Genomic DNA, 16,655 nt, shown 5'->3' with positions numbered 1-16,655 from the left:
ACGGTTTTAACGGAATTATTTTGATAATGCTTATGGAGAGGTAACCCTGGTGATAATTAGTGATGGTCTTACGTTTTGGGGTTCGATTGCGGGTGGCATCTTTGTTGTCCTGCTGATCATCGGACTGATTTTTTCACGCCTGTATCGCCGCGCCTCGGCGGAACAGTCGTTGGTGCGTACCGGTCTGGGCGGGCTTAAGGTGGTGCTGAGCGGTGGTGCTATCTCCCTGCCGGTGTTTCATGAGATTGTTGAAATCAACATGAAGACCCTGAAACTGGAGGTCAGCCGTGCCATGCACGACAGCCTGATCACCAAGGACAGAATGCGCGTCGACGTGGTGGTGGCATTTTTTGTCCGCGTGCAACCGACCATTGAAGGGATTTCCACTGCCGCACAGACTTTGGGCCAGCGTACGCTGTCACCGGAAGATCTGCGCCAACTGGTGGAAGACAAGTTTGTCGACGCCTTACGCTCCACCGCAGCGCAGATGACCATGCAAGACCTGCAAGACACGCGCGAAAACTTCGTGCAGGGCGTGCAGAGCACGGTATCTGAAGATCTGGCGAAAAACGGCCTGGAGCTGGAAAGCGTATCGCTGACCAACTTTAACCAGACCTCGAAAGAGTATTTCGATCCTAACAACGCCTTCGATGCCGAAGGTCTGACCAAGCTGACGCAGGAAACCGAACGCCGTCGCCGCGAGCGTAACGAAGTTGAGCAAGACGTGGAGGTTGCAGTACGCGAGAAAAACCGCGATGCCATGTCACGCAAGCTGGAGATCGAGCAGCAGGAAGCCTTCATGTCGCTTGAGCAGGAGCAGCAGGTCAAAACCCGCAGCGCCGAGCAAAGCTCCCGGATCGCCACCTTCGAAGCGGAACGCCGCCGCGAGGCCGAGCAGAGCCGCATTTCCGCCGAGCGCCAGATTCAGGAGGCGGAAATCGAGCGTGAGCAGGCGGTACGGACCCGTAAGGTAGAGGCGGAGCGTGAAATCCGCGTCAAAGAGATCGAGCAGAATAAAGTCACGGAAATGGCCGCCATCGAGCAGAAAAAAGTGACGGAAATTGCCGAACAGGATAAGGCCATCGCCATTGCTGCCAAGTCCGAGCAGCAGTCCCAGGCTCAGGCGCGCGCTAATGATGCGTTGACCGAAGCGGTGAAAGCGGAGCAAAACGTGGAAACCACGCGCCAGACCGCCGAAGCCGATCGTGCCAAGCAGGTTGCTCTGATCGAAGCCCGTCAAGGGGCGGAAACTGAGGCGATGCAACTGACGCTGAAAGCCCGTGCGGAGAAAGAGGCGGCTGAACTGCAGGCCGCCGCCATCATTGAACTGGCCGAAGCCGCACGTCAGAAAGGCTTGGCAGAGGCGGAAACCCAGCGCGCGTTGAACGAAGCGGTCAACATGCTTTCCAGCGATCAGACCAGCCTGAAGTTCAAACTGGCGTTGCTGCAGGCACTGCCGGCGATCATCGAGAAGTCCGTTGAGCCGATGAAGGCCATCGAAGGCATCAAGATCATGCAGGTGGATGGGTTGAACCGTTCTGGCGGTATCGCAGGGGCGACGGCGGCTTCGGTCGGCGGCGGCAACCTGGCCGAGCAGGCGATGTCTGCCGCGCTCGCCTACCGCACGCATGCACCGGTCATCGATTCCCTGTTACAGGAAATCGGTATCAGCGGTGGTTCATTGCAGGCGTTGACCGCTGCTTTGCCGCAGGCGCAGCCAGTTGCTCCGGTGGCGGAGCCTGACGCTGTAGTCGTTCAAGAAGAAATTACGGAACAAAAGCCGGAGTCGTATGCTCCGTCGACTGAGCACAGCATCACGACGGTAAGCCTTTCCTGAGTTACGACTGGATGGGGTTAATAGAATAAAAAACGGCGGGATAATCCCGCCGTTTTTACGTTTCTGTCCAGGAACACAGATTAGAAACGGTAGTTGAAGCCAGCACCGTACAACCAGGCTGAACCCTTCGATTCGAAGGTATATGGGCCTTCTTTGATGGTGACTTTCTGGCCGTGCATGTAGGACACACCCACGTCGACAGAAGCGTCTTTATTGAACGCGTAAGTGGTACCGGCGCTGATCCAGGTGCGATCCTGATCCGGGATTGAGATAGAGCGGTTTTGTGCCGGAACCGGGCTATCATCGAAGGCGATACCGCCACGGAAGGTCCAGTTATCGTCGTAGAAGTAGGTGGTACCCAGCGCGATACGGTAAGCGTCACGGAAGCCTTCATGCTTCTGGAACAGCGTTTTGCCGTTGCTGTCTGTCGCTTTCAGCTCCTGGAACTGGCTCCAACTGGTATAGGCCATGCTGTAGTGGATCGCCCACTGCTGTGCCACTCGGTTATACCCGGAGACCTCCCACATTTCTGGCAGGTTCAGGGTCAGAGAACCCGGGACGTTGTTACCGTCGGTCCCCATTGGCAGGCCAAACTGCCCCAGCAGGCCGTTATAGGCGGAAGGCAGGCTGCTGCGGTAGTCACCGTCAAAGTCGATTTTCACTTCAGAGCGGTAGGTGAAGCCGTAACGGTTTCTGTCGTCTACTTGATACAAGATGCCAGCGTTCCAGCCGTAGCCCCACTTGTTACCTTCCAGATGAGAGATCTGAGTATCGGCAGGGATCCTGGCTACCTGGCCAGCCAGCGCCGGAGGCAATTTGCCGGAGCCTGCCAGCAGCAGTGGTAAATCGCCGGCGAAGCGATCGATCTTGGCTTTGGCATACACTGCATCGAAGCCCAGACCGAAGCTGAATTGTTGGTTCAGACGGTATGCGAGGCTCAGGTTGAGGTTTGCCGTGGTCAGGTCGGTAGTCCCGCCGACGGAGCCAGCGGTGTAGCCTTCGTTGTATTCGGTGGCCAGGCCATAGTTGCTGGTCACAGAACCGCCAACGGCCCATTGGTCATTCAGCGGTTGGATGTAGTGCAGGTTGGGTACCCAGGCGGTCGGGGCAATGTTCTTCGCATCCAGGCTGCGGCCTGAAGGTGAGGTGCCGGTAATGTTAACGTCTGGGTCAATAAAAACGGCGCCCGCAGAGAAAGAAGGGCGGTCAAACATCATCATGGTCGCCGGGTTACGGCTTGCTGAGGCTGCGGTATCCGCCACTGCGCCTTCGCCAGAATAGGCTCGCCCTAAACCAACTGCCGAGAACTCGTTCAGCTGGAATCCTGCGGCATACACGTTCGAAGAAATAATTGCCACTGCAGCTGCGAGAGCTGATTTAGTGAATAGGTTTTTCTGGCTCATGACCAAAACCTCATTTTATGTGTTTATTATTTAAACAATGTTACACAAAGTAACATGGAGCGCGCGATTGTAGGGTCCGTTATCAATCTGACAAATCAGACCAGTGGCTGAATTATAGGTCCGACCTGTTAAGATGTTGCAAGTTTGTTTTTGAAATATTTCCAAATTGATATCAGAAAAGAGATCCACATAACAAAAAACGACCGATACATAACAAAACTCTTATGTTTTTTTACCAGGTGGCTATTTAGTTATGTGATTTCCGTCACTTAAAATGCTTACAAAAAGTAAGGCTAGTGATTGGCAAGCCCGAGGAGTAAAATAAACACAGAATTTTGTTTATTTGCGCCAGATCATAAATGGCTATTTGGGCGAGCTTAACCGCGGCCCGTGAGGAGATTTCAACTATGTCAGATGCAATCAATAAATGTAACGCTCAGGAAACTGCGGCCTGCTGCTGTGTCGATGTCGGAACCGTGATGGATAACACCGATTGCACCGCTTCCTACAGCCGAGTGTTTGCCAATCAGCAAGATGCAGAGCAAACCCTGGCAGCACTGACTGAAAAGGCGCGCGGCGTGGAGTCCGATCCTTGTGACATCAGCAGTAGCATTAAACCGGTTGACGGCGGCGTGCAACTGGATGTGGATTTCACCTTCTCTTGCCAGGCAGAAACCATGATCTTCCAGCTCGGCCTGCGTTAATCCCGACCCGATCCCGTAGGGGCGTAATATGCGCCCCTGCTGGTATCCGCACAGCTTTACCCCCTGCCAGAAAGTTGCTCCCGCTCTCAGTTTTCACTTCTACCGGTTTGCCAAATGTAAACATTTGGTTAACAATGACCTCATCAGGTCAGACCTCTTTTTGTCCGTTGTGTTGACGGCCTCTCTTCAGGAGCGTTTATGAGTAAGGCATTGCCGCTGGTTACCCGTCTCGGCGACCGTATCGCCATCGTTCAAGGGCTGCGCACCCCTTTCGCCAAGCAGGCCACCGCTTATCACGGTATACCTGCGGTCGATCTTGGCAAGACTGCGGTGAGCGAGCTGCTGGCGCGTAGCGGCATCGATCCCGCCCTGATCGAGCAACTGGTATTTGGTCAGGTGGTGCAAATGCCTGAAGCGCCGAACATTGCGCGGGAAATTGTGCTTGGTACCGGCATGAGCGTGCACACCGATGCCTATAGCGTTTCACGTGCCTGTGCTACCAGCTTCCAGGCGATTGCCAACGTGGCGGAAAGTATCATGGCGGGCAGCATCAGTGTTGGCATTGCCGGTGGGGCGGATTCTTCCTCCGTGCTGCCGATTGGCGTTAGCAAGGCGCTGGCTCGTACGTTGGTGGACGTCAACAAGGCCCGCACGCTGTCGCAGCGCTTGAAACTGTTCAGCAAGCTTAAGTTCCGCGATCTGATGCCGGTTCCTCCCGCCGTGGCGGAATACTCTACCGGCCTGCGTATGGGGGATACCGCCGAACAAATGGCGAAAACCCATGGCATTACTCGCGAGCAGCAGGATGCTTTGGCACACCGCTCGCATCAACTGGCCGCCAAAGCCTGGGAACAGGGGCTGTTGCGCGATGAAGTGATGACCGCCTATGTGCCGCCCTATAAAACCCCGCTGGCCGAAGATAACAACGTCCGCAAAGATTCCAGCCTGGAGTCTTATGCCCGCTTGAAACCGGCATTCGATCGCCGCCACGGTACCGTCACGGCCGCCAACAGTACGCCGCTGACCGATGGTGCGGCAGCGGTGCTGATGATGAGCGAATCCCGTGCGAAAGAACTCGGCCTGGAGCCTCTAGGCTACCTGCGCAGCTTCGCTTTTGCCGCCATTGATGTCTGGGAGGATATGCTGCTCGGCCCTTCCTATGCTACCCCGTTGGCGCTGGATCGTGCGGGTATTACCCTGGCCGATCTGACCCTGATCGATATGCATGAAGCCTTTGCAGCACAAACGCTGGCCAACCTGAAAATGTTCGCCAGCACCGAGTTTGCCCAGCAGAAGCTGGGGCGTGAGCAGGCGATCGGCGAAGTGGATATGGAAAAATTCAACGTGTTGGGTGGCTCTATCGCCTATGGCCACCCGTTTGCCGCGACCGGCGCACGCATGATTACCCAGACGCTGCACGAGCTTAAACGGCGCGGTGGCGGTCTGGGGCTGGCCACCGCCTGCGCGGCTGGGGGATTAGGTGCGGCGATGATTGTGGAGGTGGACAAATGAGTTTCGAGAACGCATTGCACGAACAGCGTGCCAAGCCTTCGGCATTTCATCTGACCTTGCGCCCGGACAATATTGGCGTGATCACCATCGATGTGCCGGGGGAGAAGGTCAATACGCTGAAGGCGGAGTTTGTTGAGCAGATCAACGACGTGCTGCTCAAGGCACAGCAGCTTGCCACCCTGGAAGGCTTGGTGATCCTGTCCGGCAAGCCAGATTCCTTTATTGCCGGTGCAGATATCACCATGATTGCCGCGTGCCATACGGCCCAAGAGGCACAAACGCTGGCGAAGAAGGGGCAGAGCACGCTGGCACAGATTGCCGCGTTCCCAGTGCCGGTGGTTGCCGCCATTCATGGTGCTTGCCTTGGGGGCGGGCTGGAGTTGGCTTTGGCTTGCCATAGCCGCGTCTGTTCGCTGGATGACAAAACGGCGCTCGGCCTGCCGGAAGTCCAGTTAGGCTTGTTGCCTGGCTCTGGTGGCACCCAGCGCTTACCACGCCTGATTGGTGCCAGCAAAGCGTTGGATATGATGCTGACGGGAAGACACGTTCGCGCGCGTCAGGCGCTGCGTATGGGCCTGGTGGACGAGGCCGTACCGCAATCTATTCTGCTGCAAACCGCCATTGAGCGTGTGAAACAGGGCTGGAAGTCGCGCCGTGCGTTACCGTGGCAAGAACGCCTGCTCAACGGTCCGTTAGGCAGAAGCCTGCTGTTCAGCATCGTGCGCAAGAAGACCCTGGAGAAAACCCACGGTAATTACCCGGCAGCGGAGCGTATTATTCAGGTGGTGCGCACCGGTCTGGATCAGGGTAGTGCCAGCGGCTATGAAGCGGAGGCCCGCGCCTTCGGTGAACTGGCTATGTCACCACAGTCTGCTGCATTACGCAGCCTGTTCTTTGCCTCTACGGCGCTGAAAAAAGAGCGTGGCGGGGATGCTCAGCCCCATGAATTACAGCGCATCGGTGTTCTTGGCGGTGGTTTGATGGGCGGAGGTATTGCCTGCGTCACGGCGACTCGCGGTGGGTTACCGGTGCGCATTAAAGACGTGAATGAGCAGGGGATCAACCATGCGTTGAAATACACCTGGGATCTGCTGGGCAAACGGGTACGTAGCAAACGCATGCGTCCGGCAGAGCGTCAGAAACAGATGATGTTGATTTCCGGCAGCACCGATTACAGCGGTTTTGAACGGGTCGACATCGTGGTGGAGGCGGTATTTGAAGATATCGCGCTCAAGCAGCAGATGGTGGCCGATATTGAACGGTATGCCGCGCCGCATACCGTATTCGCCTCCAACACCTCATCATTGCCGATCGGCCAAATCGCGGCGCAGGCAGCCAGGCCGCAGCAGGTTATTGGTCTGCACTACTTTAGCCCGGTGGATAAAATGCCGTTGGTCGAAGTGATCCCGCATGCCACTACCAGCGAACAAACCATTGCCACTACCGTTGCTCTGGCCCACAAACAGGGGAAAACGGCGATCGTGGTCGCCGATCGCGCTGGTTTTTACGTCAACCGCATTCTCGCCCCTTATATTAATGAGGCGGCGCGCTGCCTGCTGGAAGGCGAGCCGATCGAATCGGTGGATAAGGCTTTGGTCGATTTTGGTTTCCCAGTGGGCCCCATCATGCTGTTGGACGAAGTGGGTATCGACGTTGGCACCAAAATTATCCCGATCCTGACGGCGGAACTGGGGCCACGCTTTGCCGCTCCAGCGGCGTTCGACGCAGTGCTGAAAGACGACCGCAAAGGGCGCAAGAATGGCCGTGGTTTTTATCTGTACCCGGCCGAGGGCAGCAGGGCACGCCAGAGGCGCAAGAGCGCAGACAGCAGCATCTATCCACTGCTGGGTATCACCGCCAAGGCGCATATTCAACATGCGGTGATCGCCCAACGCTGTGTGATGATGATGCTCAACGAGGCGGCGCGTTGCCTGGATGAGGGCGTGATCCGTAGCGCTCGCGACGGTGATATCGGCGCGGTGTTTGGCATTGGCTTCCCGCCGTTCCTGGGTGGCCCATTCCGCTATATGGATGAGCTAGGCGCGGAGAAAGTGGTAAAAACCCTGCGCTATCTGCAACAGCAATACGGTGAATATTTTGCTCCTTGCGAACGCCTGCAGCGCATGGCTGAGCAGGGGGAACGCTTCTATCCGCAAGGCAGTTAACCAGCATAGCGGCCCGGTTTGCGCTACAGTTTGAGAAGGAGCCGCATTGTGATCGTCATCACTCCTTGCAATCAGGGCAATCCCGGATGCTGTACAGGGAGATTGGGGAGGGGTAACGTAGCGTTTTGGTGGGTGGCTCACTCAGCGCTCCCAAAACTTCATAGCAACAAGGTTAAAATTTAACCCGTTGAATTGGTTGTTATGTCAGCGATGAATTTGTGTAAGGGCGCAAATGTTGTAAAAAACAGCGTTTTCTTTACGCGAACTTTCAGGCAAAATGCCCGGCCGCCATAGAGAGACGGCGCGTTATCGTTTGAAGCAGGCCTGTGTTCTTGAGTTCAACTCGGCGATACAGCACGCTCGGCGTTTCTGTATAGCGTTATTTTGTCAACAACAGCGGTGCAATATGCAAGTTTTGATTATGCGTCACGGAGAGGCGGCACTCGATGCAGCCAGCGATGCGGTAAGGCCTCTTACCGTTTGTGGCCGTGATGAGTCACGTCAGATGGCGGCCTGGTTGAACACCAAGTCTGTGGATATTGAACGAGTGCTGGTCAGCCCCTATTTGAGGGCCGAGCAGACGCTGGAAACGGTACGCGAAGCGTTAACGCTGCCGGAAGGTGAAGAAGTGCTGCCGGAGCTGACTCCTGGGGGCGACGCTGGGCTGGTGAGCTGTTATCTGCAGGCGCTGGCGAAAGAAGGCATCGGTGCGGTGTTAGTGGTTTCCCATCTACCGCTGGTGGGTTATCTGGTGGCCGAACTGTGCCCTGGGGAATGCCCGCCAATGTTTGCTACCTCCGCCATCGCTAATGTCGAGCTGTCCGAGGATGGCAGCATCGGCAAGTTTGAATGGCAGGTCAGCCCGTCACAGGTGATGGCCAAGGTCTGAGCTTGTTCCCACCCTCAAAGGGCGATGATAAACATCGCCCTTTGTCATTAACGTCTTCAAAATTGCCACTGTAACGTAAAGCCGAGATTGACCGGGCTGGTGGCGAAATTATCCGGCTTGGACAGCGGCACCCCGACGAAGGCGTCATAACCGACCGCTTTTACCTTTCCTCGAATACCGGCGACGCTACCGAGCAGGTGGCCATCGGCAAAGTCGTTACTACCGTCTCCTTTCACCCGGCCATAATCCATACCCAGGTATAACTGCTGCTCCAGTCTTGGCAGGTTCAGGTTCAGGTCATTGCGCAGGGAGTAACCCTTGTTGGCCATCATATTCATTTCACCGTCAAAACCACGTACGGTCCAGCGGTTACCGATACTGAATTGATCCTGAGTGGTCAGGCGGTCCGGACTGTATTGATGGCGAAAGCGGGATTGATAACTCATTGAGAGATCTTGCACAGTAAATGGCGTATAGGTGCTGATATCCAGGTTGACGATGCGGCTTGACGGATCGCTGTCCACCGGCCTTTCGGCACCAAACCAGGCGGTATCACGCTGATAGCTCAACATGGCATCGACAATAGATTGGCCGACGTAGTGGCGATGAGTGAACTCAATGCTCCAGTTGGCCATATTACGCTTTTGCAACTGCAGTTCCGTATCGTTCAGATAAAAATGTGAGTTACGCCTGAGGACTTGAAAGCTGAGCGTGTTTTTTTGGCTCGCGTTGCGATACAAGAGGCGATTGATTTTTAAGCTAAGGTTGCGATATTTGCCGCGGTAGGAAAAATCGGTATAGATACCATGGATATTTTGCAAATACTCGCTGCGGCTGGCATATAAATCCACTGACCAAAAGCCGTAGGGCACCGAGTAGTACAACGAGCCATTATTAGCATGACGGGTCGATTGGAACTGCAAATCACGACCGGCAGAAACGTAGAACAGATCGTTCATCGAGGTCGGGTTATCAATATATAAAGCCAGGCCGCTTTGATAGCGGCCGGTTTGTTTACTGCCTGAGTCATCCAGCCAACCGCCCAAACGCCAGAATGAGGGTTGTTCACGGGTGATTTCCAGGTCGGATTCACCCGCATGCTTGCCTGGGTGGAGTGAAATATTGGCAACGACATCAGGAATGCGCTGCATGTTTTCCAACCCCTGCTCAATAGCACGCAGATCCAGCAGATCCCCTTGGCTGCCAGGGAAGGTGGTGTGCAAGTTGACGTACTTATCGCTGTCATCGGTTAGCCTGACGTTGCCAATGGTGCCGGGCAGGATCTCCAGGGTGAGAAGCCCTTCGGTCAAATTTTGCTGGGGGATCATTACTCTGGTAGTGATATAGCCATGCCCAATCAGGTCATTTTGTAAGGCAGTTGCGAGCGTTTTCACCCCCTGGATCCCCAGGCAGCGCCCTTGTGCTTGTTCTGTCAGTTTGTGCAAGGGTATCCAATGAGGGATCTTGTTGTCCTTATTCAGTTCAACCCGTTGAATGGTGAAGCAGGGTTGTTCTTCAGGAAAGTCAATGTGGGTACTTAGTCCAGCGTTGCCGGCGGAGCGCACGTCTTTACCTACGGTTTCCAATTGGTTGTAGCGTGCTTTTTCCTGTTCCTGCTGGTGGCTCATTTGCTGCTCAATAAACTGGCCATTTTCAGCTGCCTGAACCAAGGGGGTGAGAATAAGCAATAGCCAAGCATGGGGAGAGCGAAAACGCATGTTAACTTCCTTATTAATATGATTTTTCTTAAATCAGACGCGGTATGGATATAGGTAAAAAAAGAAAAACAGCTGATGGCCATTGTTAACATGGCTATCAGCTTGTAATTAGCTATCTCGCGATGAATAGATGTGATAGGGGGGCAGCATTAGCACTGGATTAGCGCTTGCTATGGATTTCTACAGTATTGTCTGAGATCAGTTTGCCGTAATTACTGAATTTCCCATCAGTACTGACCTTGATCTTGTTTTTGCCAGCCAAGGTCCCTTGATTATAGAAGCTGCCATCGACCTGCTGACCGCCGGAAAGCGGGCCGCGCTTCATGTTGATCTCTAAAGTATCACCGGCCTCAATGTTTCCAGCAGTGCTGGCCGATGAGCCATTATCTAAACGTGAGGCATTAACCACCAGATTTTCGCCAGCAATCATATTGCCATTGTGATTGCCAATGTTGGCCGCAGTCAGCGTGATGTTTTTATCGCTCCCAATATGCCCATGCTTATTGGCTATGAGATACTTAGAGATAATGGTGATATCACCCTGAGAAGCGATGACACCATACTCATTATTGAGTGAGGAGCTTAAATTTAGGTTCATGTCACCACCGCTGAATATTCCGTATTCTTGGGTCGGATTGTGATAAGCACTATTAACCAGACGAGCGGCGTCGATATTCAAGGCTTCTTGAGCCATGATTTTACCTGAGTTGCTTTTAATCTCTGACGCTTTTATAGCTATGTTGCCTTCTGCCAGGATTTCACCCTGGGTGTTATTCAGTTCGGATGAGACGTTGATAACAACGTCATCCTTGGTTTGGATGAGGCCATATTGACTGCTTATCTTGTAGGCATTCAGCGTCACGCAGCAGTTAGCCTCAATAATCCCTCTGTCGTTGAAGAGCGTGTTAGCGGTATTAACCGTCACGCCACCGACATCTGATACAATTCTACCCACGTAGTTATTCACACCATACTTGGCGTCCAGGGTGACATCGTCCACGGCACTGATGATACCGCTGCTGTTTTTGATTGAGGATCCTTTGGTGCTAATCGTAATCCCCTTTCCAGCGCTGAGTTCACCATTATCATTATCAACCCCTACATTTGAAGATGAGGCTGCGGAAATGTCGATGTTGATATTGCCATCGGCCGCCATGGTCCCTTTGATGTTTCTCACGTAAGAGCTTTTAATATCAATATCATTGCCCGCTTCAAGATAACCATCTGGGCTGTTTATTACGTATGTATTGTTGTTACTGGGGGTCAATACCACCCTGAGATCTTTTTGGGCAGAAATAGTCCCCTTATTGGTGAGTGAACCATTCATGTTCATGGTCACATCACCAACAGAAGCGGCGAGGGTGCCAGCGTTATTTACACCCACGCCATTCCCGGTACCGATCAGCGTAATTTTGTTGGCGTACATGCCGCCCAGGTTGGAAACGTCAAGACCTATGCCAGACTGACGAGCAGCAGAGAGCAGGGTGGCTTTGGTGTTGTCGACATTAACGCGGTTTTGGCCATAAGTGACCCTTAGATCCTGAGCCTGCACGTCGGCGTTAATGGCAACGGTGTGGGCAATTAAATCGGTATAGTTGGCGCTGGAACTCTGCAAGCCATCGCCAGTAATGGTAATTTTACCTTTGTTGACAACGTAATCGAGGACGCGCCCATTAGCCACCGAGGCCTTGCCCGTGGTCAAGGTCGCACGATTGGCGTTGATGAAACCGCAGCCGTTACAGGTAATCCCCGATGGGTTGGCAATAATAACCTGTGCATTCTGGCCTGCTACCTCAATCATCCCGTTGAGTTGGCTGGCTTTAGCGGAGTTGACTTCATTGAGGATAACGTTAGCGGCCCCTTTGGCCATATTCTTGTTGCCGTTAATGGCACCCGCCACCTGGGTCGTCGAGTTTTGTGCGCTGTTATTTAGCACCACTCCACCACGGTCTACGTCAAACTGGTTATAGATATTGTGAGAAACGCCCCCTCTGCCGGGCTTATTAATCTCGATAACCGTACCGCCTTTGATGGAGCTGGCACCGAGCGATGGGCCACCTGGTGCGGAAACGATAGCGGCTTGGGTAACGGTGACTCCCTGTAAGGCCAGCAGGCTAAAGAAACAAATTGGCGAAAGTTTGGCAAGAAACGGCTTCTGTTTGTTTTTTAGGGTCATAATATTATTTCCTATAATATTTGAAATGCAAAGGCTATCAATATTGATAGCCGAACTGGTGGAAAAAGGCTTTGCAGCTAACTTCATTTCTGTCAACCATGAGGGATCATCCCCAAGTTGTGCAGGTGGTATATACTATTATTTGATTAACTTAAGGTGCTATATTTGCGATGCGGCTATTTGTAGCAGTTATTAACTGCGCATAACAATGTATACGCTTTATCTACGTATAACAAAATGCGCATTCTACTGACAATATTCCCCTTGTCTACTTTTTGGCGTTAATACAGGATCATTCTCGTAAATTTTAAATCACATCAATGATTTTTGTTTTAAGCATATTTAAAACAAATGTTTTATTTGAAATCCCAGCTTACAGGCGTTTGGTGTATTTAAGTGGATAGGGTACTGGGGAGGGGACTTAAGTTTTTGCCAGGATTGGTAGGGGCTATTTCGTCAAGGTGGTTCCCAACTCATGGCCCCTTTTGGACACCGTCACTGCGGATTGTTTGGCACCGCCAAGTGCCATTTTATTTCGCTATTCGGCTAGTTCGATCAACAGCAGTATGGCTGCGTTACCGCCCCATTCTTTGGGAGCCTGGTGGAACGCCAGCACGTCCGGATGTTGCGCTAGCCACAGCGGCGTTTGCTGCTTGAGGATGTGTTTACCGTGGCCGTGCATCACGCAGGCACAATGCACGTGCTCACGCTTGCAGGCGGCGATCATCGCCCCTAGCTCCTGCTTGGCCTGCATCTGCGTCAAGCCATGCAAATCCAGGAACAGATCCGGCACGTAATCTCCGCGGCGCAGTTTCTTCAACTCATAGTGGCTGTAGCCGGGACGCACATAGCGCGTTGGGCCCTCATCTTCCAACTGCGGTTGAAACTCATCGGAAAAGTAAAAGCTGGCATCCACCTGCTCTTGCAACAGGCGCTGCGGCGCGATCTGTTTGGTTTTCATTTTCGGTTTTGGGTGGACGATGGTGTCCTGCGGCAGCTTCTTTGCTCCCGCTACCGACTCTCTAAAGAGCAATAATTCATCTTTGCTCAGAGGGGGCTTATTCTTCATTATTCGCTCGTCGCCTATCATTTATCGCGCTAGTTTACCTGCTCGAAGGTTTCTGTCGACGCAAAACTGGCACTGAATGCCAACCAGAATGCTGCTACGCTGCTATTGCTGCTGATTTGTCGCAGGCTTCATGGCAAACTACGGGGCTAAATCATGAATCATCGTGCCTGCCGGAGGGCAAATTGGACAAAATTTTCGTCGAAGAAGCAGTGAATGAGCTGCACACCATTCAGGATATGCTGCGCTGGGCCGTAAGCCGTTTCAACGCCGCCAATATCTACTATGGCCACGGAACCGATAACCCGTGGGACGAAGCCGTGCAATTGGTCTTGCCCAGCCTGTTCCTGCCGTTGGATATTCCTGAAGATATGCGCACTGCGCGTTTAACCTCCAGCGAGCGTCACCGCATCGTTGAGCGAGTGATCCGCCGTGTCAACGAGCGCATCCCGGTTGCTTACCTGACCAATAAAGCCTGGTTCTGCGATCTGGAGTTCTATGTCGATGAGCGCGTGCTGGTACCGCGTTCACCGATTGGTGAGCTGATCAACGATCGCTTCAGCGCGCTGATCCCACATCCGCCACGCCATATCCTGGATATGTGTACCGGCAGTGGCTGTATCGCTATCGCCTGCGGCTATGCCTTCCCGGAAGCGGAAGTGGACGCGGTAGATATCTCCACCGACGTGCTGGCCGTGACCGAGCGAAATATTCAGGCGCACGGCGTGGAACACCAGGTGATCCCGATCCGCTCCGATCTGTTCCGTGACGTCCCCGCGATCCAATACGATCTGATCGTCACCAACCCGCCGTATGTCGATGCGGAAGATATGTCTGACCTGCCGCAAGAGTTCCGCTTTGAGCCGGAACTGGGCCTGGCCGCAGGCAGCGACGGCCTGAAGCTGGTGCGCCGCATTCTGGCCTGTGCGCCAGACTTCCTGAGCGATGACGGCGTGCTGATTTGTGAAGTGGGCAACAGCATGGTACATCTGATGGAACAATATCCGGATATTCCGTTCACCTGGCTGGAGTTTGATAACGGCGGGGACGGCGTATTCATGCTGACCAAACAGCAGCTGATTGACTGCAAAGAGCATTTCAGCCTCTACCGCAGCTAACCAACAACCTGGGCTCACCATAGTGCGGGCCTGTATGCCCCGTTTGCACGCGAACGGGATGACAACCAACGGTAAGGAGCCGTGATGGCAGGGAACAGTATTGGGCAGTTTTTCCGCGTCACCACATTTGGTGAATCTCACGGTGTGGCGCTGGGATGTATCGTAGACGGTGTGCCGCCCGGCATTCCGCTGACAGAAGCTGATTTGCAGCACGATCTCGATCGCCGCCGCCCCGGCACTTCGCGCTATACCACCCAGCGCCGCGAGCCGGATCAGGTGCGTATCCTCTCCGGGGTATTTGAAGGCGTCACTACCGGCACCAGCATTGGCCTGATGATAGAAAACACCGATCAGCGCTCGCAAGACTACGGCGCGATCAAAGATGTGTTCCGCCCTGGTCATGCTGATTACACTTACGAACAGAAATACGGCGTGCGTGATTATCGCGGCGGTGGCCGTTCTTCGGCGCGTGAAACCGCGATGCGCGTTGCCGCCGGTGCTATCGCCAAAAAATATCTGGCGCAGAAGTTTGGCGTACAGGTGCGCGGCTATCTGGCGCAGATTGGCGATGTGAGTTGCGAGCTGAAAGATTGGGATCAGGTTGAACAGAACCCGTTCTTCTGCCCGGATCCGGACAAGCTGGAAGCCCTGGACGAACTGATGCGCGCGCTGAAAAAAGAGGGCGACTCCATCGGTGCCAAAGTGACCGTAGTGGCGGAAAACGTCCCGGTAGGGTTGGGCGAACCGGTGTTCGATCGTCTGGATGCCGACTTGGCGCATGCGCTGATGAGCATCAATGCGGTTAAAGGTGTAGAAATCGGCGACGGTTTTGCCGTAGTCACCAAACGTGGCAGTGAAAACCGCGATGAAATCACCCCTGAAGGTTTCCAGAGCAACCACGCTGGCGGCATTCTTGGTGGTATCAGCAGCGGCCAGCCAGTGATTGCCCATCTGGCGCTGAAGCCGACCTCCAGCATCATGGTGCCGGGCCGTACGATCAACCGTCAGGGTGAAGCGGTGGAAATGGTCACCCGTGGCCGCCACGATCCGTGCGTCGGGATCCGTGCGGTGCCGATCGCCGAAGCGATGATGGCGATCGTGCTGATGGATCATCTGCTGCGCCAGCGTGCGCAAAACGGTGATGTGATTTCCGACGTACCACGCTGGTAAGGGACTACGATGAAAAAATGGCTGCTGGGTTTCGCTGCGTTGATCGCTTCCAGCTCTGCCTTGGCGTTAACGCCGTGGCAAAAGATTGATCACCCGGTCAGTGGCACTGCGCAGGCCGTTGGCGGTTTCGCCAATGGCTGTATCATCGGGGCGCACCCGTTGCCACTGAATTCACCGGATTATCAGGTGATGCGTACCGACCAACGGCGCTATTTTGGCCATCCTGACCTGCTGGCGTTTATTCAACGCCTGAGCAGCCAGGCCAACCAGAAAGCACTGGGCACGGTGTTGATCGGGGATATGGCCATGCCGGCCGGTGGGCGCTTCAGCAGCGGCCACGCCAGCCACCAATCCGGTTTGGACGTGGACATCTGGTTGCAGCTGCCGCGCCAACGCTGGAGCGCTCAGCAACTGTTGAAACCGCAGCCGATCGATCTGGTCTCTGGCGACGGTAAGCAGGTAGTGGATCGCCAGTGGCAGCCGCAGATCGAATCCTTGATCAAGATGGCGGCGCAGGACAGCGAAGTGACGCGGATCTTCGTTAACCCGGCGATCAAACAGCGTCTGTGCCAGGATGCCGGTGCCGATCGCGGTTGGTTGCATAAGGTGCGCCCTTGGTTTGGGCATCGTGCGCATATGCACGTACGCTTGCGTTGCCCGGCGGGGAGCCTGGAGTGTCTGGATCAGGATGCGCCGCCGGTGGGGGATGGCTGTGGTGCCGAGTTGGCCAGTTGGTTCAAACCGCATCAGCCGAATGCCAATCCGGTCAAGAAGGAGCCGCCGCCGCTGCCGCCAACCTGTCAGGCGCTGCTGGATAGCCACTTCGCCAACCGCTGATAGCCTGCTAAAAACGCCTCGAATGGGGCGTTTATTTTTTGAGTTTTAAGGCGTAGTGTG

General features: G+C 54.3%; 12 protein-coding genes. 8 read left to right on the top strand and 4 right to left on the bottom strand.

Translation table 11 applies throughout. The features are described 5' to 3' along the window. Window positions 1–49: 49 nt before the first annotated feature. Entirely contained in the window at window positions 50–1,837 is a 1,788-nt protein-coding gene (locus tag KGP26_RS19365; RefSeq protein ID WP_223664459.1) for a flotillin family protein, read from the top strand. Between the two features lie 80 nt (window positions 1,838–1,917). Here the strand turns inward: KGP26_RS19365 and fadL are convergent, their stop codons facing one another. Next, the gene (gene fadL / locus KGP26_RS19360) at window positions 1,918–3,240 is read right to left on the bottom strand and encodes a long-chain fatty acid transporter FadL (RefSeq protein ID WP_021806066.1); all 1,323 of its coding nucleotides are present in this window, start codon (window positions 3,238–3,240) and stop codon (window positions 1,918–1,920) included. Window positions 3,241–3,647: 407 nt separating this feature from the next. Between fadL and KGP26_RS19355 the strand changes: the two genes are divergently transcribed. The 4 genes from KGP26_RS19355 to sixA all read left to right on the top strand — a co-directional run bounded on the left by KGP26_RS19355 (window position 3,648) and on the right by sixA (window position 8,510). Continuing rightward, window positions 3,648–3,944, top strand: a complete 297-nt coding sequence (locus KGP26_RS19355) for a YfcZ/YiiS family protein (protein ID WP_021806065.1) — start codon at window positions 3,648–3,650, stop codon at window positions 3,942–3,944. Window positions 3,945–4,142: 198 nt separating this feature from the next. Next, window positions 4,143–5,456: an acetyl-CoA C-acyltransferase FadI gene (gene fadI / locus KGP26_RS19350; RefSeq protein WP_024485084.1), complete on the top strand. Its 1,314-nt coding sequence runs from the start codon at window positions 4,143–4,145 to the stop codon at window positions 5,454–5,456. After that, complete coding sequence (gene fadJ, locus KGP26_RS19345; RefSeq protein ID WP_223664458.1) at window positions 5,453–7,621, top strand: fatty acid oxidation complex subunit alpha FadJ; 2,169 nt, start codon at window positions 5,453–5,455, stop codon at window positions 7,619–7,621. The genes fadI and fadJ overlap by 4 nt, the downstream gene beginning before the upstream one ends. A 406-nt stretch (window positions 7,622–8,027) precedes the next feature. Beyond that, window positions 8,028–8,510 (top strand): phosphohistidine phosphatase SixA, encoded by a 483-nt coding sequence (gene sixA, locus KGP26_RS19340; protein WP_059201361.1) that lies wholly within the window; start codon window positions 8,028–8,030, stop codon window positions 8,508–8,510. Between the two features lie 56 nt (window positions 8,511–8,566). On the opposite strand, the gene KGP26_RS19335 is transcribed toward sixA, so the two are convergent. The 3 genes from KGP26_RS19335 to smrB form a co-directional block, all read right to left on the bottom strand. Next, the gene (locus KGP26_RS19335; protein WP_223664457.1) at window positions 8,567–10,228 is read right to left on the bottom strand and encodes a ShlB/FhaC/HecB family hemolysin secretion/activation protein; all 1,662 of its coding nucleotides are present in this window, start codon (window positions 10,226–10,228) and stop codon (window positions 8,567–8,569) included. Between the two features lie 160 nt (window positions 10,229–10,388). After that, on the bottom strand, window positions 10,389–12,491 hold the full coding sequence (locus KGP26_RS19330; protein ID WP_223664456.1) for a filamentous hemagglutinin N-terminal domain-containing protein: 2,103 nt from the start codon (window positions 12,489–12,491) through the stop codon (window positions 10,389–10,391). A gap of 451 nt (window positions 12,492–12,942) precedes the next feature. Next, window positions 12,943–13,473 carry an endonuclease SmrB gene (gene smrB / locus KGP26_RS19325; protein WP_021806058.1) on the bottom strand — a complete coding sequence of 177 codons (531 nt, stop codon included), beginning with the start codon at window positions 13,471–13,473 and terminating at the stop codon, window positions 12,943–12,945. 182 nt (window positions 13,474–13,655) lie between these two features. On the opposite strand from smrB, the gene prmB reads away from it, so the two are divergent. The 3 genes from prmB to mepA all read left to right on the top strand — a co-directional run bounded on the left by prmB (window position 13,656) and on the right by mepA (window position 16,595). After that, a complete protein-coding gene (prmB, locus tag KGP26_RS19320) occupies window positions 13,656–14,588 on the top strand; it encodes a 50S ribosomal protein L3 N(5)-glutamine methyltransferase (RefSeq protein ID WP_021178614.1) in 933 nt (310 codons plus the stop codon). 84 nt (window positions 14,589–14,672) lie between these two features. Then, the gene (gene aroC / locus KGP26_RS19315) at window positions 14,673–15,758 is read left to right on the top strand and encodes a chorismate synthase (RefSeq protein ID WP_021806057.1); all 1,086 of its coding nucleotides are present in this window, start codon (window positions 14,673–14,675) and stop codon (window positions 15,756–15,758) included. Window positions 15,759–15,767: 9 nt separating this feature from the next. Continuing rightward, entirely contained in the window at window positions 15,768–16,595 is an 828-nt protein-coding gene (gene mepA / locus KGP26_RS19310; protein ID WP_021806056.1) for a penicillin-insensitive murein endopeptidase, read from the top strand. The last annotated feature ends 60 nt before the right edge of the window (window positions 16,596–16,655 follow it).

Source organism: Serratia sp. JSRIV002 (assembly GCF_019968725.1).
In the GTDB taxonomy this organism is placed as follows: Bacteria; Pseudomonadota; Gammaproteobacteria; order Enterobacterales; family Enterobacteriaceae; genus Chania; species Chania fonticola_B.
The sequence above is the reverse complement of the archived record's forward strand: the minus strand, read 5'-3'. Positions and strand labels throughout refer to the sequence as shown.